Here is an 18,479-nt window from a genome sequence, read left to right as displayed (position 1 = left end):
CGAGTTCGACCACCGTGGTACGAAAAGAACCGTCCCTGCGTTCCGCGCAGTCGTCCCCGGCATCCGCGAGGTCTCGACAGGCGAACGACAGGCATGCGAATGAGGCCCCGCGAGCGACAGTCCCAATCATCGTGGGATGGCGGAGACTGTTAGTGGCAGTGCGGCAGATCATCGACAAGGAGCATCTGTGACCCACGACACGACGGCTGCGGTTCTGGCTGAACTGGCAGCGCTGGATGATCCCAAGCTGCGTGAGGTCAATCGCCGACACGGGGACGACCACGGGGTGAAGCTGAGCGATCTGCGGGCGCTCGCGAAGCAACTCAAGGTGCAGCCCGACCTGGCCCGTGACCTGTGGGCAACCGGAGATCCGGCCGCACGGCTGCTGTCGATCCTGATCTGCCGGTCGCGAGGCTTCACCGCCGGCGAACTGGACGCCATGCTGCGCGAGGCCGGCACCTCGAAGGTGCATGACTGGCTGGTCAACTACGTGGTGAAGGTCAACCGGCACTCCGACGAACTGCGGCAGGCCTGGCTGGCCGACCCACACCCGGTGGTCGAGAGTGCCGGTTGGGCACTCACCGTCGAACGAGTGGCGAAGAAGCCTGACGGTCTCGACCTCGACGACCTCCTGGACATCATCGAGGCCCGGATGAAGGAAGCACCAGAACGACTCCAGTGGGCGATGAACCACTGCCTGGCGCAGATCGGCATCACCCACCCCGAACGCCGCGCCAGGGCCATCGCGATCGGCGAGCGGCTCGAAGTCCTCAAGGACTATCCGACACCACCGAACTGCACGTCGCCGTTCGCTCCGACCTGGATCGCCGAGATGGTGCGCCGTCAGGGTGCCTCGTCCTAAAGGCCCCGCCTGGCAGGATCGCGTCATGGACCTTCTGGCGCGGTACCGAGCAGGCGCCCGTGAACGGGTCTGGCACGAGCTGCGCCAACTCGGCGACCGCGTCCGCGAACCTGACTTGGCCAGCCAAGCGCAGGCGGTCTGCGACGAGATGGCGCTCCGTGCGCGCCACAACATTGAGGTCATCGTCGACCGCCTCACCACCCAGGGTTACCGGTTTCACGACAACGACGACGAACAGACACCCATCGCCCCGACCCGGACGCCGACCGCCCATGCAGCGCCTCTCGACGACTGGCTGACCGGCCGTTTCGGGCCCGTGCCGATGGCGGTGTCCTCGTGGCTCCGCCTGGTCGGCGACGTCTGGCTTGTCGGCACCCACCCGTCCTGGCCGGGCAGCGCGCAGGCCGATCCGCTGGTCCTCGAACTCGAATACTCGCGCTATCAGGGTGCTTCGGCGCAGGATTTCTACGACGGCGAACTGGACGCCTGGCGAGACTCGACGGGGGACGACCCGTCCGCCGGTTGTTTCGTGCTGCCGGTGGCACCCGACCGGCTGCACAAGGCCAACATCAGTGGCGGACCGCCCTACGGCTTCCGGGTTCCGGACGGCTGCGCCGAGGGCATCTTCGTCGCCGAGGTCGCTATCCCGTTCGTCGACTACCTCAACCAGGTCTTCCGTTCTGGCGGCTTCCCGGGGCCCGTGCAGGACGAGGCGGGTTGGCGCATCAGGCGTGAACTCGCAGAAGGACTGCTGCCGCTATGACGACCAAGCCCTCGCCAGCAGACCACGGGTGGGTGGTGACCACAGGGTGTGGCCGCGGCGTCCCCAGCCGGTGAGCAACTGATTGGCTGCCTGCCAGCCCGTGGTGGCGGCCCGCTCCATCAGGGCGACCGGCAGGTCGCAACGCACCAGGTCGCCGGCCAGCACCACCCGCGGGTCGGGGGTCGCCACCGTGGGTCGATCCGTCCACGGGGAGGTGTCGACCAGCGGGCAATCCGCCTCGACGAGCCACTCTTCGGCGAGCACCGGTGCATCCGACAACTCCGGTTGGACGCGCTCAGCCTCGGCCCACAACCGGGTCCGGACGCCGGAACTCACCTCACCGGCCGCACCGCTCAACTCAGCGAGCGCATACCCGTGTACCTCGACGACGGCGCCGCCATGTTGTTCCGCCCACTGGGTGGCGCCCCACTCGAAGGCGTCCAGCCGGGAGATGTTGTCCAACGGTCCATAGCCGCTGGTGCCGAGGAACGCCGGGACCTCAGGCAGCCGTCTGCCCAGCCAGCGGCGTCCGACGGCGAACGGGGGCGCGGTCCCCAGCCGGGCGATCCTATCGCGCCAGGCCGCGTCCCCTAGCGCGGAGTCGGCGACTATGCGCTGCAGGGCGGAGGTGTCGGGCGCGAGCACGACCGCGTCCGCCGCTTCCTCGCCCTGATCGTGCAGCACCCGGACTCCGTCAGCAGTCGACTCCACACTGAGCACCCGCACCCCACAACGGGTTTCGACGTCCAGCCCGGCCAGGTACCGGCCGAGCGGCGCCCACAGTGCGGTGTCGTAGTCGTCGTCGGGCACGTCGAACAGCAGCCCCTCGCCACCGCCCAGGAAGTAGGTGTGGAACATGGCCAGCAGCTCGCCGCCGGAGAACTCGGCCGGGTCCGCGAAGAAGCTGCGGGCGAACACCTCCAGCGCCAGGTGCCGGGCCTGCGCGGGGAACCGCAGCCGGTCGAGGACCTCGGCGGCGCTGACGCCGTCCAGGTCGGAGTAGGTGCGGGGGAAGTCGACCTGCAGCAACTCGAGCGCGGCCCGGACGTCCACCTTGGCCAGGTCGGAGATCCGGAAGGTCGGGCTCTGCGCGACGAAGCCGAGGATGCTCCACGGCGGCGTCCGGGGGACGCGGGCGAACGAGTCGGTGGGTCCGCCGGCCAGCGTCAGTGGATAGTCGGCGACCGGGACCAGCCGCCGCAGAGCCGGATCGGTGCGGCGCAGCAACGCCCGCAGGTTGTAGTACTGCCGGAAGAAGGCGTGGAAGCCGCGGCTCATCGTCCGGCTGTCGTCACCGGTCCCGAACTCGGAGATCGGCCACGACCGGACGCGTCCGCCGAGCTGATCGCACGCCTCCAGCAGCGTGACCGCGACGCCTCGCTCGGCCAAGCCGGTGGCGGCCGCCAGCCCGGCGATCCCGCCGCCCACCACGACCACCCGCGGACGCTCCGGCCATCCGCCACTTGGAACGACCGGATCGATCCGGACGGCGCGCCGGTCGCGTCCGGGACGCCATGCCTTCACGACGCCCTCCGTGAGTCGCGGCGTCCGAGGACCTCCCAGACGATCAGGCTGGCGGTGATCAGCGCGAAGCCGAAGCCGAAGTCCTCGATCGGGATGTCCCAGGGGAACCGGATGCCCGAGAACTGCTCGGGGTGGTAGCTGACGATCGGCGCGGACAGCTTGGTCAGCCAGCCGTCCACCAGCACCTGGAAGAAGAACATGATGGCCAGCGCCAGCCAGTACTGCAGCCGGGTGAAGATGCCGGTCCGCGCCCACAACAACTCGACCAGCACCACGATCAGCATGGCCAATAGCGTGCCCAGCGTGTACTCAAGCATCGCTCGCCTTCCGCCGCGACCGACCCCGCAGAACCGTGCCGACGGCCTCGTAGGTGAGCAGCCCGCAGATCGGAATCACTAGGAAGAACACCACCTCTTCCAGCGGAATCCCGCCAGGAAAAAGGATCCCGGTGGTGTAGTCGGGCGAGAACGTCCAATGGTCGCGGCGGATCGCGAAGACGTCCCAGGCGATGAACAGCAGCGCCACCGGCACCACCGCCAGCAGCATCCGCCGCGGACGCCGGTACACCCGGGCGGCGAGCCAGAACTCCAGCGGCAGGGTGAGCAGCAGGCAGCCGGCCATCAGGGCCAGGTACTGGAACCGGTCCACCTCAGCCGCCCGCCACGGCCGGCAGCGACAGCTGCGGACGATGGACCAGCGAACCCAGCGCGGTCGCGATCTTGTGTACCGTCGGCACCCGGGCGCGTCCGGTGAAGACGTCGTAGTCGCGGGCCTCGATCCGCTCCAGGATCGCCGAGTACAGCCGGTGCGCGGTCGCCACGCATCGTGCGGACGCCGGCGGCAACAACCCGATTCCGGGCTCCGCCTCGCGATACAGCTCACGGGCCCGCTCGATCTCGAACCGCATCACCGCCCGCCAGGCATCGTCCACAACCCGATTAGCAGGATCGGCGCCGAACCGGCGCAGGTCGGCCTGCGGCAGGTAGACCCGGCCGCGGTCCAGATCCTCGCCGACGTCGCGCAGGAAGTTGGTCAGCTGGAACGCTAATCCGAGCGAGCGCGCCGGGCCGATCGCCCGGGGCGAAAGCGGTTCGAGCACGGGCAACATCATCTCGCCGATCACCGCCGCCGACCCCTCCATGTAGCCGCACAGATCGTCGAAGGTCTCGTAGCGGGTCACGTCGAGGTCCATCGCCATCGCGTCGAAGAACCGGTCGAAGCACTCATGCTCGATGCCGCAGGACGCGACGGTGTGCGCCACCGCGGCCAGCACGTCGTCGCCGGGACGCGGTGCGCCGGCCAGCGCGTCCTCGAATCGGCTCCGGAAGCCGGACAGCGCCGCTCGGGTCGGCGCGGAGTCGCGGAGGGTGGCGCCCGGGGCGTCCACGATGTCGTCGGCGAGCCGGCAGAGCGCATAGACCGCGTGCACGTGCCGCCGGCTTGCCCGCGGCAGCAACAGGGCGCCCCAGTAGTAGGTGGTTCCGTACCTGCGCGTCAGGCGGGTGCATTCGGCGTAGCCACGCGCCAGTTCGGCGGTCATCGGACGGCTCCGAGATAGTCCCGGACGCGGCGTGCGGCGAGCTCGCCGCTGATCAGCACCATTGGAATGCCGACCCCGGGGGTGGTGCCGGTGCCGGCCAGGAACACTCCCGGACGGCGCCGTTCCACGTTCGGCGGACGGAACGGCCCGGTCTGGGCGAAGCTGTGCGCGAGGCTGAAGGGCGTCCCCGCCGCCATCCCTTGGGCGGCCCAGTCCGCCGGGGTCACCATCAGCTCGGTGACAACCTCCGTCGGGTAATCGTGCCGCTGCAGGAACGCCAACAGCCGTTCCCGCAACCGCGGCCCCTCGGCACTCCAGTCCTGGCCACCGGTCAGGTTCGGCACCGGTTCCAGTAGATACAGAACGCTGTGCCCCGGCGGCGCCATCGCCGGGGCGTCCACGGTGGGGATGGTGACCAGCCGGGACGGGTCGCTCATCAGTTCCTTGCGCTTGATCAGCTGCTCGAACGCTTCACCCCACGCGTGCCCGAAGTGGATGTTGTGGTGGACCGCTTCCGCCGGCAGGTCCCCGCGGACGCCGAGGTGCCAGACCACCGCGGACGGCGAGAAGTCACCGCTGCGGGCGGCGCGCGGGGGAGTCAGGTCGGGCAACAGGGTGCGGTAGGCGGTGGGCAGGTCGGCGGTCAGCACCACCGCGTCCGCAGCCAACTGCTCACCACCGGCCCGGACGCCGGCCACCCGGCCTTGGGCGTCGGTGAGGATCTGCTCGGCCGCCGTCTCGTAGCGCAGTTCCGCGCCGGCCGCCTCGAGTGCCGCGGCCAGGGTGAGCGGGACGGCGTGCATGCCGTCGGCCGGGAACCAGACCCCGCTGATCGAATCCATATAGGTGATCACCGCATACAGGGCGAGCGCGTCGTCGGGGGCCAGCCCGGCGTACATGGCCTGGAAGGTGAACAGCCGCACCAGCCGGTCATCGGCGAAGCGCCGCCGGATGGTGGGCCCGAGGCGTCCGAAACCGCCGAGCCGGACCAGCTTCGCGGCCGCACCGGGACGGCTCAGCAGGTCGAGCGGACTGTCGAAATTCCGCGCGATGAAGTTCGGCACCTCCACCTCATGCAGCTGCTCCAGCCAGCCGACGAAACCGGTAAACGCGGCGGCGTCGGCGGCTGAGACCTGCTCGGCGATCTCGGCCGTCATCGCGTCCACCGTCGCCCGGACGTCGATCCGCGAGCCGTCGGCGAAGAAGCCCCGGTAGCCGGGGTCGAGCCGGCGCAGCCGCAGCGGCTCCAGGCTGCCGCCGATCCGCCGCAGCGGATGCTCGAGAAGCGCGGGCATGGTCAACACGGTCGGACCGGTGTCGAAGCTGAAGCCGTCCGCGCGGCGGACGCCGTTGCGGCCGCCCGGGAACGATTCCCGCTCGACGACGGTGACGTCGTGGCCGTCGGCGACCAGGTGGCAGGCGGCGCTCAGGCCGGAGAGCCCGGCGCCGATCACGATCACCCGGCTCATGATTCGCGCCAGGCCAGCCGTGCGACCAGGTCGCGCAGTCCTTCCGCGGCGCGCGGATCGACCAGCGGGGAGGCCAGCGCCTGCTCGGCGGCGAGCACGGCGGCGGCGATCAGCTGTTCGACCTCGTCGATCACCCCGGACCGGCGGAGTTCCTCGGACAGTTCCGTCGCTTGATCGGCGGTGACCGGCTCTCGTCCGACCCGGCGCAACTGGAGCCGCAGCGACGGGCTGAACCGCTGCTGGGCCAGGGCAAGCAGCACCGTCGGCTTGCCCGCCAAGAGGTCGTCGCCGACCGGTTTGCCGGTGCGTTCCGGGTCGCCGATCACCCCGAGGACGTCGTCGCGCAGGGCGAACGCCTGTCCCGCATGCTCGGCATAGTCCTGCAGCGCGCCGAGCAGTTCGGGGCTGCCGCCGCCGGCCAGCGCACCCAGTTGCAGCGGACGCCACACCGTGTAGGCGCCCGACTTGGTGCGGGCCACCTCGTGCGCGTGCCGCAGGTCGCGGCGTCCGTTGGCGGCACCGACCAGGTCGCGGCCCTGGCCCATCATCAACTCGATCGTCATCGTCCGCCACGCCGTGCGCAGCCGGGACGGCAGGGCGCCGATCAGCACATCGGCCTCGCTGTGCAGCAGGTCGCCGACCAGGATGGCGATGTTCTCGGCGTACCGCTGCGGATCGCCGAGGCCGCCGAGTTCGCGATGCTCGGCGCGGGCCAGGGCGTGCACCGACGGGCGTCCACGCCGGGTTTCGGAGGCGTCCATCACGTCGTCGTGAACAAGAGCGAAACAGTGCAGGAGCTCCAGTGCCGCGCCCAGCTGGATCACGTCGTGATGGCCTCGGCCGTGGTCGAGGCCGCCGGCCGACGCCCATCCCCAGTGCGCCATCCGGGGCCGGAGCAGCTTGCCGGGGGCGGTCGCGAAGTCGCGGACCAGACTCAGGATCGAGTCGGTGTGCAGCACGTCCGGCCGGGGGACGACGGCGCTCGACAGCGTCCGCCACTGCGCCGTCAGCTCCTCCAGGGTCTGCTCCAACAGCGTCAGCACCGCCTCGACGGTGTCGGTGTCGTCACCCGTGGTATGGCGTCTGAGGTCCAGGCTTGCCGGGACCTGCTCGGTCGTCCGGGCGATCGGCAGGCTCATGCGACTCCCTCCCCGGGGTCGAGCGCGGCGTCCAGCAGGGGGATCTGCAGCACCGCCCACGGGCTCAGCAGCTGGGGGGTATCGGACGCGGTGCGCAGCACGGCCGCCCAGTCCACCCAGGCGACATCCATCACCTCGGCGGGATCGGGGTTCAGCCGGGCCGGGTCGATCCGGCCCACCCAGACCGGGCACAACTCGTGTTCGACGATGCCGCTCGCGTCGACGGCGCGGTAGCCGAACGACGGCAGCACCAGCCGCAGGTCGCTCGGTCGATCGCCGAGTTCCTCGCCGACCCGGCGGCGGACGGCGTCCACGGGTGACTCGCCCGGACGCGGGTGACCGCAGCAACTGTTCGTCCACACCCCCGGCCAGGTGGCCTTGCCCAGGCCCCGGCGGGTCAGCAGCAGCCGTCCGGACGCGTCGAACAGATAGCTGGAAAACGCCAGGTGGTAAGGGGTTTCGGCGTCGTGGACGGCGATCCGGTCGGCGCTTCCGCAGGGGCGGCCGGCGGCGTCGAGCAGGACGACCCGGTCAGCCATGCCGCACCGCCCGGCGTCGCGCGACCGCGGTGACTCCCGCGATCGCGACCGCTGCCAGCAGCGCGGCGAGCGCCGTCACGACCGACCTCGGGCCATCCGTGAGGCGTCCGACCGCGACCCAGCACAATGCCCACGCCATCGCGGCCGCGACCGCCCAGCGGCCGCCCAACTCCCGAGCGAACCACGCACCCAGCAATGCTGCCACCGCCAGGACGGTCACGGCGAGGGTCGTCGACCAAGTCGGCCCGAGGTCGACGCCGGTCGCGACCAGGACCGCAGCGACGTTCGCCACCGCAGCGACGCTCACCCAGCCCAGGTAGACCCCGAAGGTGCCGTCGACGACCGCGGCCTCCACCCAGGAGCCGGGCGGGCGTTCGCCCAATCGGCGGATCAGCAGTCCGAGCACAACCGCCAGGGCCAGGATGACCAGCACGCTGGCCCAGAGCCAGCCTGCCTGGGTCACCCCTAGCCACAGCGCGTTCAGCAACATCGAGGCACCGGCCAGCCACCAGATCCGATCGGTCCGTTCGTTCGGCCGCCACTGCCAGGCCACATAACCCAGCAGGCCCAGATAGATCAGCGACCAGATCGAGAACGCCGGACCGGCAGGCGTGACGAGGGTCGCATCGGCGGCGAACGCGCCGCCCGACGAGTCCTCGACGCGGGTGCCGATCAGACCGAAGCCGGCCAGGGTGCCGAGCGCCATGACTGCCGCACAGGCGGAAACGATCGCCGCCTGACGGATCCGGATGGATGTCAAGAGTTCCTCCCACCAACGCGTCTTCATCTTGGACACCGAGACTGCCCGATGCCTCAACCTTAGACAAGTTGTAACGGAAACATTGAACACTTTGGGGTGAAACCCATCGCTCCGCGGGGGTCCCGGACCCTAGACTCGCCGGCGATGGTCACGATCAGTCAGGCAGCGCTGCTCACCGGGGTGGCCGAGCACACGTTGAGGGCCTGGGAACGCCGGTACGGGGTGTTCCAGCCCTCGCGCACGCCTGCCGGCTACCGGGACTACGGCGACGACGTGCTGGACCGGATCCGCACCATGAAAGACCTGGTCGAGGGCGGCCTGTCACCTCGGCAGGCATCGGAGGAAGTGCGCCGGCGGATGAGTTCGGTCGAGCCCCCCGAGCCGGACGCGGTTGCTGAACTGATCGCCGCGCTGGCCCGGCTGGACGCCACCGCGGCCAGCCGGATCATCGACGAACAGTTCGCCTGGCGCAGCTATGAGGCGGTGGTGGACGACTGGTTGATGCCGGCGATGTCGCGGGTCGGATCGTCCTGGGCGTCCGGCGAGATCTCCGAAGCGGGCGAACATCTGGTGGCGAATGTGGTGATGCGCCGGCTGGCCGCCGCCTTCGACGCGGTCGGACCGAATCCACCGACGCCACCGGCGATCGTCGGCGCGCCGTCCGGGATCACCCACGAACTCGGTCTGCTGGCCTTCGCGGTCGCCCTGCGGCGGGTAGGGGTCGCCACCATCTATCTCGGCTCGGACGTCCCGGTCGCGGCCTGGGCGGACGCGGTGCGGACCACCCATGCCGCCGCCAGCATCACCGCCATCCCGCGGCGTTCGGACGCCCGGCGGGTGGCAGCGCTGGCCGAGCGGTTGACCGCCGACCACCCCGGCGTCCCGCTGGCGGTCGGAGGCCAGTTCCAGCACCTCGCCCCGGTCTCCTGCCCGCGACTGGGTCACCGGATCGCGACTGCCGCCCGCGCGATCGCCGACGACCTGGCTGCTCGATGACAGGGTCGTTTCTGGTCGCGCGGTCCTCGTCGGTCGAGCTTCTCTCGTCGGTCGAGCTTGTCGAGACCCAAACCCCCGCGCTCTCAGCCCGCCCGCTCCGGGCGCCGGGCCAGCACCGTGTGCAGGATTCCGCGCTGCCAGCCGGTGACCGGGAACTGCTCGATCTCGGCGAAGCCGGCGCGGTGCAGCCGATCCCGCAGGGTGGCGGTGCTGTCGAAGTCCTGGACGCTGCGCCACAGGTACCGGTACAGCCCGGGCGATCCGCGCACCAGCCAACTCAGTGGGATCACCACCAGCCAGCAGACCAGCGTCCAGACCAGGCCGGCGACCCGGTGTCCGGCCACCGAATACTCCTGGATCACCAGCCGGCCGCCCGGACGCAGTGCCGCCAGGATGCCGGCCAGCGCAGCGTCGCGGTCGGCGGCGTCCAGGTTGCGCAGCAGGTAGGCGGCCATCGCCCCGTCCGCGGGCGGCAGGTCGAGTTCGCCGAGTCGTTCCGCGGGCAGCTGCCGGAACTCGACGCCGTCCGGCCAGGACTTGGCGCGGGCCTGGGCGAGCATGCCGGCCGAGGCGTCGATGCCGACCAGCCGTGCCGGATGCAGCCGGCGCAGCAGCGCAACCGTGGACGAGCCGGAACCGCAGCCGAGGTCCAGCAGCAGCCCCGGCTCGGTGCCGAGCCGGTCGGCGAGCCGGCGTGCCGCGGCGTCCAGGTGGCGGTGGTAGCCGGGGTTCATCCCGGTCAGCAGGTCGTAGCGGCGGGCGGCCCGGTCGAAGGCGTCCGCGAGGTCGGTGGGGGCGTTCGATCGGTCCATCCGGGCCTCCTGTCCGTGCGGCGATCGTTGCAGGCCGGATGGCGTACCACAAGGGTCGATAGGGGTGGACGGTGACCGGGCGCGGCCGGCGCCGCGCGGTCAAAGCCGGTGAGCGGGACGTCCCCGGAGTCGAGCACGAGCAGGGCGACGGTCAGCCAGGGGTGTGGCGGATCCGTTCGCTCGCGGTGGCGCGGCAGGTGCTGCGCGCCCGGCACGCCACCACTCAGGCCGGGTTCACCGCGGAAGCGATTCCGAAGGGCTACCTGCGGCATCACCCGATCCTGGTCTCGGACGGGCCGCTGCACGACGAGCAACGCAGCAAGGTGGCCCGGTTCTTCGCGCCGAAGGTGGTCGAGGAGCGGTACGCCGCACTCGCCGCGGCCTGCGCCGATCGGCTGCTCGCCGAAGCGGTGGCCACCGGATCGTGTTGTCTGGACGAACTGGCGCTGCATTACACCGTCGAGGTGACCGCCGACGTGGTGGGGCTCACGCACGCGCCGGTGCCGCGGATGGCGCGCCGGCTGGTCAGCTTCTTCAACCAGCCGCCGGTGGACGTCACCCGTCCCGACTTCGGTCGCACGCCGTCGATGTGGGCGAAGGCGGCGGTGAATGCGCTGGTGCCGATCGTCCGGTTCTACCTCGCCGACGTCCGGCCGGCGATCCGGTCGCGACGGCGGCAGCGGCAGGGCGATGTGATCAGCCACCTGCTCGACGAGGGGTATACCGACGCCGACATCCTGGTCGAGTGCGTCACCTACGGCACCGCCGGCATGGTCACGACGCGCGAGTTCATCGTCATGTGTGCGTGGCACCTGCTGCAGGATCTCCCCTTGTCGCAGCGGTATCTGGCGGCCGGCGCGGCGGAGCGGTTCGCGATCCTGAACGAACTGATCCGGCTCGAGCCGGTGGTCGGGCATCTGTACCGGCGGACGTCCGAGCCGATCGAGGTGATCGACGGCGAGCAGTCGTGGACGATCCCGTCCGGCGACCTGGTCGACGTCTGCATCCGGCAGGCCAACGCCGATGCGCCGACGGTCGGCCCCGATCCGCTCGAGGTGTGCCCGGGGCGTCCGATGGCGGCCGGGGTGAACGCGGCCGGCCTCAGTTTCGGCGACGGCGCGCATCGCTGCCCCGGCCAGCCGCTGGCTTTGCTGGAGACCGATCTGCTGCTCGCCCGGTTGCTGGCGCTGTGCCCGCGGATCGCAGCCGAGCCGGCGATCGGCTGGGACAACCTGATCGAGGGCTACCAGCTGCGGGGCATGGTGCTCGAGTTTCCCGATCCTGTCAGTGGCTGATGGAAGAGTGCTGGCATGACGCAGATAGAGCCCGAACCGCTGCATCACCGCAGCTTCACCAACCGGACGTTGCGGGCGTCCCGCTTCGTCGACTGCGACCTGCGTGAAGTGGTCGTGCGCGGCAGCGAGATCGCCGGCATGGAGCTCGATTCGCCCTGGCTGTTGGAGGGTGGCCGCAGCCTGCTGGTGAACGGGGTCGACGTCGTCCCGCTGGTGGACGCGGAGTTGAACCGCCGCTTTCCGGGACGCGAGTTGCGCGTCGCCGACGACCCGGTCGGGCTGCGCGCCGCCTGGCATGCGCTCGAGGTGGCGTGGAGCGCCACCCTCGACCGTGCGAACGCGATGCCGCCAGGCACCATCGATGCCCGGGTGGACGGCGAATGGTCCTTCGCCCAGACGCTGCGCCACCTGGTGATGGCCACCGACACCTGGCTGGGACTGGCGATCCTGCAACGCGAGCGGCCCTACCACCCGTTTGGTCTGCCCAATGACGAGGGCGACACCGCGGCCCATGACGGTTCGGAGTTCTCCACCGAAACGCCGAGCTTCGATCAGGTGCTGGACGCCCGCGCCGACCGACAGCAGATGGTGCGCGAATATCTCGACGGGGTGAGCAGCGACGAGCTGGCTTCGGAGCGGAGGAACCCGCACGATCCCGCCTATCCCGAGACCGTGCTGTCCTGTCTGCGGACGATCCTGGACGAGGAATGGGAGCATCACCGGTACGCCGTCCGTGACTTGGACGCCTTGACGTGAGTAGGTCGTACGTCCGAGACCACCCTCAAGAAGATCGGAGAGTCCTGCCATGCCTCGCCCGTGGAATGAGATCGACTGGAACCAGCCACGACCGTCGCAGGCTGAGCTCATCTCCTCCTGGTCGAGTCTGCGTTGGGAGCCCCGGACGCCGGAATCGCCTGCCCTGACCGCCTACCTGGCTGAGGTTGCCCGCACCCACGCCAACGGCGGATACCTGCTGGGCCAATTGCGCGCAGTCGAGTACCCCGATGTCGCGCAGTGGTTCATCAGCCGAAACCGGTTGGACGAGTACGAACTGTTCCGGCTGCTGTTCACCAGCGACATCGTCCGGCGAACGCTGCCGGACCTCGCGGTCCCCGCGACGCTCGGCAGCGATGTCGGCGGCCTTCAGCAGCATGCCGCTGGTGCTCTGGTCTTGGACGGGTTGTGGGCGCATCTCATCACTGGCGGTGGCGCCTACCACCGCTTCGCCGGTACCGCGCGAGAGGCCAAGACGCTTGCGGCAGCTGCGGTGGACGCCCTGGTCGGGGGCCGGTTCGAGGACTTCCGTGTCGACATCACCCACGACGCCTGGACGCCGTGGTTCCACGACGTCGCGTGGGACAGCACCTATGTGCTGACGGACCTCCGAAATGCCCAGATCACCGTGCTGTGCGTCACCGACACGGACTGACTTCGCAACCACTGCGACCAAGCTGGCGGCTTTGGTCCGAGCGACCTGGGGAAAGATGGTGAGCATGGCGCCAGCAACTCAGTGGGAGCGGGTGATCCGCACCGGGATCGGTGGAGTCCTCGCGGTGGGAATCCCCGACGAGCGTCGAGTAGTCGTCGGATCTCACTCTGGTGTCGGCGTGTTCGACACCACGACCGGGGAGCGCATCGCCCGCGTGGACGACAACGACTACGCCTGGCTGGACGAGCAGCGATCGACGATCCGGGTCCACACTGACGACGGTGCTGCGGAAGTCATCCCGTCGATGGGACTTCACGGCGGCACGCTTCCCCGCACGACTCCCGACGGCTGGGAAGTGGAGTGCGCCATGTACGGGGCGACGCTGAAGCGTGGCGCCGAGAGTGTGGCCGTACCCGATGACGAGGAGTTCCGGGCTTGTGGGTTCTCGCCCAATGGGTCTGTGTTCGTTCTCGCGACGTCGTCGAGTCTCACCGTGCTGAGGCGACCGATCTGAGCCTGCGCACCACCGCGCACCTCGAGCGGGGAGCTCTTCGAGCCAGGTGGTGCGGCCGCGGAACGTGCCCTGGCGGCACCCCGATGCCGCCCCATGGCTGGGTGGACGCGGGTCCGGCGCCCGAGGTGGATCCTCACTCCCGGGCGCCGGTGCTCGGTCAATCCCACGCCTGCACGATGGTCTGCCGGGTGATCAGGCCGTCGAAGACGCTCGCGACGGTCACGCAGGTCACGGTGACCCCGTCCGGGTAGCGGCAGTTCTGCTCGAACGCCAGCACGGTGTCGGTGGACACGATGGTGGGCACGGCGTGATCCAGGTTGCGGCCGCACACGTCGCGGTAATACGCCTCGATCTCGGCCCGGCCCGACAGCACCTGAGGACTGGCCGGCGGGTGATCGTGGTCGACGATGCTGATCACGGCGTCGGGGGCGTAGCTGGCGGCCAGGGCGCTCGAGTCGCGGTTCTGGATGGCCGTGACCAGGGCCGTTGGGTCGATGGCGGTGGTGGTGGTCATGTTCGTTCCCTTCTGTGTGGCTGACCGGGTTGCGGTCAGCGCCGGGCCTCGATGACGAGGTTGACCGGTGTGCTGGCGGCTACCCGCACCCGGCTGAAGCCGGCCGCGTGCAGCACGTCGGTGAGCAGTGCCGGACCGGCTTGGGCGCCGAGCGCGCGGCGGCCGGGCTGGTCGAGCGAGGACGGGGTGCAGATCAGGGTCGATGCCCCGTAGAACACCCGTCCGAGTGGGTGCAGGTTGTCTTCGACGTGATCGCCGGCCATCGGCTCGACGAGCATCAGGGTGCCGTCCTCGCCGACCAACTGCAGCGCCCTGGCCGCCGCTTCGACCGGGTCGCCCATGTCGTGCAGGCAGTCGAACATGGTGACCAGATCAGCAGCACCGTCCGGCAGCTCGGCCGCCTCCGCGGTGTCGAACCGCACTCGATCGGCCACACCGCCGGCAACGGCCCGTTGCCGAGCCACGGCGATCGATTCCGGGTGATAGTCGACGCCGAGGAAGGTGGCGGACGGGAAGGCCTGCGCCATCAGCACCGTGGAGGCGCCGTGGCCGCAGCCGACGTCGATCACGTGGCCGCCCCGGTTCAGCTTGGCCTCCACGCCGTCCAGCGCGGGCAGCCAGGCCGGCACCAGGTTGGCCACATAGCCAGGACGGAAGAACCGTTCGGTGCCGATGAACAAGCCCGGATCGTGCTCGTGCCAGCCGAACCCCTCCCCGGTGCGGAAGCGCGACTCGATGGCGTCCAGGTCGGCGAGAGTGGCGACCGCCAGCTGCATGCTGGCGGCGAAGAATGCCGGGCTGCTCTCGTCGGCCAGCGCCATCGCCTGCTCGGGCGGCAGCGTCCAGGTACCGGTCGCCGGGTCGTAGCTCAGGTAGCCCCCGGCCGCCTGATTGCCCAGCCAAGGCCGCAGGTACGCCACCGACGTGCCGGTGCGCTCGGCCAGTTCCTCGGCAGTGACTGGACGGCTGTCGGCCATTGCGCGGTACAGTCCGAGCCGGTCGCCCAGGAGCACCAGGCCGGCGCTCAGGGTGGCTCCGACGTCGCCGACCATCTGTCCGATGAACGCCTGCAGCCGGTCGGTGTCGACCTCGGCAGGACTGCTGATGCTGGTGGACATCGCTTCCTCCTTCAGGTTCCCGCCGGGCACGTCCCGATCGGTGTGATCAGGGTGCGGCGGGCTCCGTCGAGGCAGCGTCAACGCATCGTCAAAGCGACGGCCGCCGGGTCTACTCTTCATTCGTGCTCCGCTTGCGGTTGTGCGGGCCGATGAGTGCGGAGCTGGCTGGGGCGACGGTGTCGCTGCCGACCAGCGAACGTGCTCGAGCGTTGATCGCCTGGCTCGCTCTACACCCGGGACCCCAGCCCCGGGCGGTGGTGGCCGAGCAACTCTGGCCGGAAGCGGCGCTCGACAGCGCCCGGGCGAACCTGCGTACGGCGGTCTGGGCCGCTCGGCAGGCGTTGGCCGACCGCGCCGATCTGACCGCCAGCCGGACCACGCTGTCGCTGACCGGTGTCACCCGCGACATCGACGAGCCACCCACCGCTGAGCACGGCCCCGCCGAACTGCTGCCCGACCTGCACGACGACTGGGTGCAGCAGGCCCGCGACGAGCTGGCGGATCGCTGGTCCAGAGAGTTGCGTGGTGCTGCCCTGGCGGCCCAGGCCGACGGCGACCTGGACGCGGCCGTTGCCTTCGCGCGCCGGCTGACCACGCTGCGACCGCTGGACGAGGCCGCCCACCGGCTGCTGCTCGAGCTTCTGCTCGACCGGGGCGATCGAGCGGACGCGGTTCAGGCCGCCAACGACTTCGCACAACGACTGTCCGAGGCGCTGGGGGTGCGGCCCTCGCCGGCCACCCGCGCCGTCCATGCCCGGTTTCGTGACGGCCGGGCACCGGAGCCGCGGGTGCCTCTGTTCGGGCGGGCCGCGCAGGTCGGCTGGCTGGTCGACCGCTGGCGCGAGGCATCACGCGGTGCCGGCCTGATCGTGGTGTTGACCGGAGAGGCCGGCATCGGCAAGACCACCCTGTTGAACGAACTGGTTCGTCGGGCGGACGGCCTGGGCGGGCTGGCCGCGCGGGCCTCCGGCATCGACGTGGCCGGCGAGACTCCGTTCGCCGTCGGCCTCGAGCTGGCTCGGGCACTCGCCGGCGGCGTGCCGGCAGTGCCCGCACAGGCGACCTGGGCCGCGGAGTTGAATCGGCTCTCACCCGAGCTCGGCGCCCGACTGGGGCACCCCCAGACGCCACCCGCGGTCACCGCCCCGGAGTTGGAGCGGTTGCGGGTGTTCGAGTCCCTGTTGCGGCTCTTCGAGTGGTCCTGCCGGGATCGGCCCACCCTGCTCGCGGTGGACGACGCCGACCGGGCCGACCGGGCCAGCCTGCGCCTGGTCGCCCACCTCGGTCGCCGGCTCCCGGCACTGCCCGCGTTGGTGGTGCTGACCCGGCGTGACCCGTCCCGGCGTCCGGAACTGGACGAGCTGGTTGCCGATCTGGCCGCCCGCGGAATCCGGGTGGAAACACTGGCCGTGCCGCCGATCGACGACGCCGCTGTTGCTGCCCTGGCGCGTTCGGTGCGGGTGGCCGAGTCGGCGCGGGTGGACGAAGTGGTGGCCGCCGCCGACGGCAATCCGTTGCTGGCGGTTGAAGCGAGCCGCGCGATTCTGGCCGGCGGCTCAGGCCCGGCACCGACCCTGCGCTCGACGGTGGCGGCGACACTCGGCCGGTTGCAGCCGTCCGCGGCTGCCCTGGCACGCCTACTGGCGGCCGCCGGACGCCCGCTGTGGCCGGCCGAGCTGCGCCGGCTCGGACTGGCCCCTGAGTCCGAAACGATGAGCTCAACGGAGGGTCTGCTGATCCGCCGCGAGGGCCGGGTCGGGTTCAGGCACGACCTGCTGCGGGTCGCGGTCTACGCCGGCCTGGCCGACCCGCAGGGCCTGCACGACCGGCTCGCGGACGCGATCGATCCCGCCGAGCACGTGGAGCGGGCGTACCACCTCGCCGCTGCCGGACGGGTGGCCGAGTCGGCCGCGCAGTTGGCGGCCGCCGCCGACCGGGCTCGTGCCGTGGGTGCCTTGGATGAGGCCGCCGAGCTGCTGGAGCGAGCCGTCCGTGCCCGTCCCGACGATGGCGAGCTGTGGCTGGAACTCGAAGAGGTGTACGCCTGGGCGCACCGCAGACAGGATCAGGAGGGTGCCTGGACGACGGCCGTCGAACGCTTGCCGGCCGAGGCATTGCCGGATGCCTGGTGCCGTCGCGGACGACAGTTCCGCAGTGTGTCCTGCAATCCGGAGGAGGCTCTGCGCGCCTATCGCATGGCGGCCGCGTTGGAGCGTCCGGACACCGACGTGGTGGTCCGAGCCGAAACCCTGCTGGGGCTGGCCTGGTGCGACTCGGTTCCGGGCACCGGTGAGCGCTACGAGGCCCTGATCGCCGAGGCTGAAGCACTGGGCGCACTCTCGGCCCAGCTGCGCGCCGACGCGTTGGAGATCAGAATGCAGGGATTGATCCGGCGGGCCCGGTTCGCGGAGGCGGCATTGCTCGTGGCCGACCCGGACGATCCACTGGTAGCCGGTATGGCCGCCTTTCCCGACCGCGCCTACGGGGTGTTGGTCAACGCCGCCTGCGCGCTCGCCTTCGACGGTCGCGACTCCGACGCACTGGTCATGGTCGAACGTGCCATCGAGGCCACCCGAGCGGTTGGCGGCCTGCTGATGAAGATCCGGGCGGCCCGTGCGCAGCTGCTGGCCCGGCTCGGACGGCACGAAGAAGCCGCAGCCGAGGCGGCAGACGTGCTGGGCCAGGCGGACCGCCTCGACGACCCCGCCCTGACCGCGATCGCGCTGCACGACCAGGGCCTGATCGCCTTCGCCGCTGGACGCTACCTCGAGGCCGAGAAACTGCTCGGCCAGGGCTTGGCCGGCGGAGCCGCGGTGAGCCGGGTGACCGCGCAGCTGACCCGGGCCGAGGCGCTGGCCTTGGCCGGGCGGGCAACCGACGCCGTCCGGCAGTTGCGCGTCGCCGTGCTGGAACCGGTCCGCTGGGCCGATCAGGCCTGGACGCTGGTGCCGCGCGTCGCCTGGGTGCAGGCGCTGATCGCGCATGGCCAGGGCGATGCAGCACTCACCCGCCGACGGCTGGACGAATCCCGGTCCGCCTGGCGCCGACTGGCGGGCTCGACAGCCGCCGAGACCGCCGACGGTTATCTGGCCAGCCTGATCGACCTGGGTCGGCCGCCGATCGTGGGGCTGATCGAGCCGGCCAAGGAGCTCGCCCGGATCGATGCCCTCGCCCACGTCGTCGACTCCGAGCATAGGTAGCTGCC

19 protein-coding genes are annotated in these 18,479 nt (G+C 70.6%); 8 read left to right on the top strand and 11 right to left on the bottom strand.

Annotated features, from left to right (window positions below; translation table 11 throughout):
- Window positions 1–187: 187 nt before the first annotated feature.
- Both QM711_RS08170 and QM711_RS08165 read left to right on the top strand, forming a co-directional pair.
- Window positions 188–862: a DNA alkylation repair protein gene (locus tag QM711_RS08170; protein ID WP_415098115.1), complete on the top strand. Its 675-nt coding sequence runs from the start codon at window positions 188–190 to the stop codon at window positions 860–862.
- 25 nt (window positions 863–887) lie between these two features.
- Complete coding sequence (locus QM711_RS08165) at window positions 888–1,625, top strand: hypothetical protein (protein WP_415098113.1); 738 nt, start codon at window positions 888–890, stop codon at window positions 1,623–1,625.
- Here QM711_RS08165 and QM711_RS08160 read toward each other — a convergent pair.
- Genes QM711_RS08160 through QM711_RS08125 form a run of 8 tightly spaced genes read right to left on the bottom strand, consistent with a single transcriptional unit; the run spans window position 1,620 to window position 8,632 of the window.
- Complete coding sequence (locus QM711_RS08160; RefSeq protein WP_415098111.1) at window positions 1,620–3,149, bottom strand: FAD-dependent oxidoreductase; 1,530 nt, start codon at window positions 3,147–3,149, stop codon at window positions 1,620–1,622. The genes QM711_RS08165 and QM711_RS08160 overlap by 6 nt on opposite strands.
- Window positions 3,146–3,466, bottom strand: a complete 321-nt coding sequence (locus tag QM711_RS08155; RefSeq protein WP_415098109.1) for a lycopene cyclase domain-containing protein — start codon at window positions 3,464–3,466, stop codon at window positions 3,146–3,148. Before QM711_RS08155 ends, QM711_RS08160 begins: the two co-directional genes overlap by 4 nt.
- A complete protein-coding gene (locus QM711_RS08150; protein ID WP_415098107.1) occupies window positions 3,459–3,797 on the bottom strand; it encodes a lycopene cyclase domain-containing protein in 339 nt (112 codons plus the stop codon). The genes QM711_RS08155 and QM711_RS08150 overlap by 8 nt, the downstream gene beginning before the upstream one ends.
- A 1-nt stretch (window position 3,798) precedes the next feature.
- A complete protein-coding gene (locus QM711_RS08145; protein WP_415098105.1) occupies window positions 3,799–4,689 on the bottom strand; it encodes a phytoene/squalene synthase family protein in 891 nt (296 codons plus the stop codon).
- The gene (gene crtI, locus QM711_RS08140; protein WP_415098103.1) at window positions 4,686–6,158 is read right to left on the bottom strand and encodes a phytoene desaturase family protein; all 1,473 of its coding nucleotides are present in this window, start codon (window positions 6,156–6,158) and stop codon (window positions 4,686–4,688) included. Before crtI ends, QM711_RS08145 begins: the two co-directional genes overlap by 4 nt.
- Window positions 6,155–7,297 carry a polyprenyl synthetase family protein gene (locus tag QM711_RS08135; RefSeq protein WP_415098101.1) on the bottom strand — a complete coding sequence of 381 codons (1,143 nt, stop codon included), beginning with the start codon at window positions 7,295–7,297 and terminating at the stop codon, window positions 6,155–6,157. Before QM711_RS08135 ends, crtI begins: the two co-directional genes overlap by 4 nt.
- Window positions 7,294–7,836: an isopentenyl-diphosphate Delta-isomerase gene (gene idi, locus QM711_RS08130; protein ID WP_415098099.1), complete on the bottom strand. Its 543-nt coding sequence runs from the start codon at window positions 7,834–7,836 to the stop codon at window positions 7,294–7,296. Before idi ends, QM711_RS08135 begins: the two co-directional genes overlap by 4 nt.
- Complete coding sequence (locus QM711_RS08125) at window positions 7,829–8,632, bottom strand: hypothetical protein (protein ID WP_415098097.1); 804 nt, start codon at window positions 8,630–8,632, stop codon at window positions 7,829–7,831. Before QM711_RS08125 ends, idi begins: the two co-directional genes overlap by 8 nt.
- Before the next feature lie 108 nt (window positions 8,633–8,740).
- On the opposite strand from QM711_RS08125, the gene QM711_RS08120 reads away from it, so the two are divergent.
- Window positions 8,741–9,592 (top strand): MerR family transcriptional regulator, encoded by an 852-nt coding sequence (locus QM711_RS08120; protein WP_415098095.1) that lies wholly within the window; start codon window positions 8,741–8,743, stop codon window positions 9,590–9,592.
- Between the two features lie 83 nt (window positions 9,593–9,675).
- On the opposite strand, the gene QM711_RS08115 is transcribed toward QM711_RS08120, so the two are convergent.
- Window positions 9,676–10,404 (bottom strand): class I SAM-dependent methyltransferase, encoded by a 729-nt coding sequence (locus tag QM711_RS08115; RefSeq protein ID WP_415098093.1) that lies wholly within the window; start codon window positions 10,402–10,404, stop codon window positions 9,676–9,678.
- A 71-nt stretch (window positions 10,405–10,475) separates the two neighbouring features.
- On the opposite strand from QM711_RS08115, the gene QM711_RS08110 reads away from it, so the two are divergent.
- From QM711_RS08110 to QM711_RS08095, 4 genes are all read left to right on the top strand, one after another.
- Window positions 10,476–11,699, top strand: coding sequence for a cytochrome P450 (locus tag QM711_RS08110; protein WP_415098091.1), 1,224 nt, complete (start codon window positions 10,476–10,478; stop codon window positions 11,697–11,699).
- Between the two features lie 15 nt (window positions 11,700–11,714).
- The gene (locus QM711_RS08105) at window positions 11,715–12,455 is read left to right on the top strand and encodes a DinB family protein (RefSeq protein WP_415098089.1); all 741 of its coding nucleotides are present in this window, start codon (window positions 11,715–11,717) and stop codon (window positions 12,453–12,455) included.
- Window positions 12,456–12,504: 49 nt separating this feature from the next.
- Window positions 12,505–13,128 (top strand): hypothetical protein, encoded by a 624-nt coding sequence (locus tag QM711_RS08100; protein WP_415098087.1) that lies wholly within the window; start codon window positions 12,505–12,507, stop codon window positions 13,126–13,128.
- A gap of 178 nt (window positions 13,129–13,306) precedes the next feature.
- Window positions 13,307–13,642, top strand: coding sequence for a hypothetical protein (locus QM711_RS08095; RefSeq protein WP_415098085.1), 336 nt, complete (start codon window positions 13,307–13,309; stop codon window positions 13,640–13,642).
- A 157-nt stretch (window positions 13,643–13,799) separates the two neighbouring features.
- Here QM711_RS08095 and QM711_RS08090 read toward each other — a convergent pair whose 3' ends face one another.
- Window positions 13,800–14,156, bottom strand: coding sequence for a nuclear transport factor 2 family protein (locus QM711_RS08090; RefSeq protein WP_415098083.1), 357 nt, complete (start codon window positions 14,154–14,156; stop codon window positions 13,800–13,802).
- Between the two features lie 35 nt (window positions 14,157–14,191).
- Window positions 14,192–15,274: a class I SAM-dependent methyltransferase gene (locus QM711_RS08085; protein ID WP_415098081.1), complete on the bottom strand. Its 1,083-nt coding sequence runs from the start codon at window positions 15,272–15,274 to the stop codon at window positions 14,192–14,194.
- Window positions 15,275–15,396: 122 nt separating this feature from the next.
- On the opposite strand from QM711_RS08085, the gene QM711_RS08080 reads away from it, so the two are divergent.
- Complete coding sequence (locus QM711_RS08080; protein ID WP_415098079.1) at window positions 15,397–18,474, top strand: ATP-binding protein; 3,078 nt, start codon at window positions 15,397–15,399, stop codon at window positions 18,472–18,474.
- Window positions 18,475–18,479: the final 5 nt, after the last annotated feature.

The sequence above is a fragment of the Micropruina sp. genome (genome assembly GCF_047602385.1).
Taxonomy (GTDB): Bacteria; Actinomycetota; Actinomycetes; order Propionibacteriales; family Propionibacteriaceae; genus Micropruina.
This window is presented reverse-complemented; position numbering and strand designations above follow the sequence as displayed.

What these genes read in the sequence shown, in the direction of transcription:
- QM711_RS08165 (WP_415098113.1), top strand. Translation starts at nt 888, where the DNA reads ATGGACCTTCTGGCGCGGTACCGAGCAGGCGCCCGTGAACGGGTCTGG.
- QM711_RS08155 (WP_415098109.1), bottom strand. Translation starts at nt 3,466, where the DNA reads ATGCTTGAGTACACGCTGGGCACGCTATTGGCCATGCTGATCGTGGTG.
- QM711_RS08145 (WP_415098105.1), bottom strand. Translation starts at nt 4,689, where the DNA reads ATGACCGCCGAACTGGCGCGTGGCTACGCCGAATGCACCCGCCTGACG.
- crtI (WP_415098103.1), bottom strand. Translation starts at nt 6,158, where the DNA reads ATGAGCCGGGTGATCGTGATCGGCGCCGGGCTCTCCGGCCTGAGCGCC.
- QM711_RS08135 (WP_415098101.1), bottom strand. Translation starts at nt 7,297, where the DNA reads ATGAGCCTGCCGATCGCCCGGACGACCGAGCAGGTCCCGGCAAGCCTG.
- idi (WP_415098099.1), bottom strand. Translation starts at nt 7,836, where the DNA reads ATGGCTGACCGGGTCGTCCTGCTCGACGCCGCCGGCCGCCCCTGCGGA.
- QM711_RS08120 (WP_415098095.1), top strand. Translation starts at nt 8,741, where the DNA reads ATGGTCACGATCAGTCAGGCAGCGCTGCTCACCGGGGTGGCCGAGCAC.
- QM711_RS08115 (WP_415098093.1), bottom strand. Translation starts at nt 10,404, where the DNA reads ATGGACCGATCGAACGCCCCCACCGACCTCGCGGACGCCTTCGACCGG.
- QM711_RS08105 (WP_415098089.1), top strand. Translation starts at nt 11,715, where the DNA reads ATGACGCAGATAGAGCCCGAACCGCTGCATCACCGCAGCTTCACCAAC.
- QM711_RS08100 (WP_415098087.1), top strand. Translation starts at nt 12,505, where the DNA reads ATGCCTCGCCCGTGGAATGAGATCGACTGGAACCAGCCACGACCGTCG.
- QM711_RS08090 (WP_415098083.1), bottom strand. Translation starts at nt 14,156, where the DNA reads ATGACCACCACCACCGCCATCGACCCAACGGCCCTGGTCACGGCCATC.
- QM711_RS08085 (WP_415098081.1), bottom strand. Translation starts at nt 15,274, where the DNA reads ATGTCCACCAGCATCAGCAGTCCTGCCGAGGTCGACACCGACCGGCTG.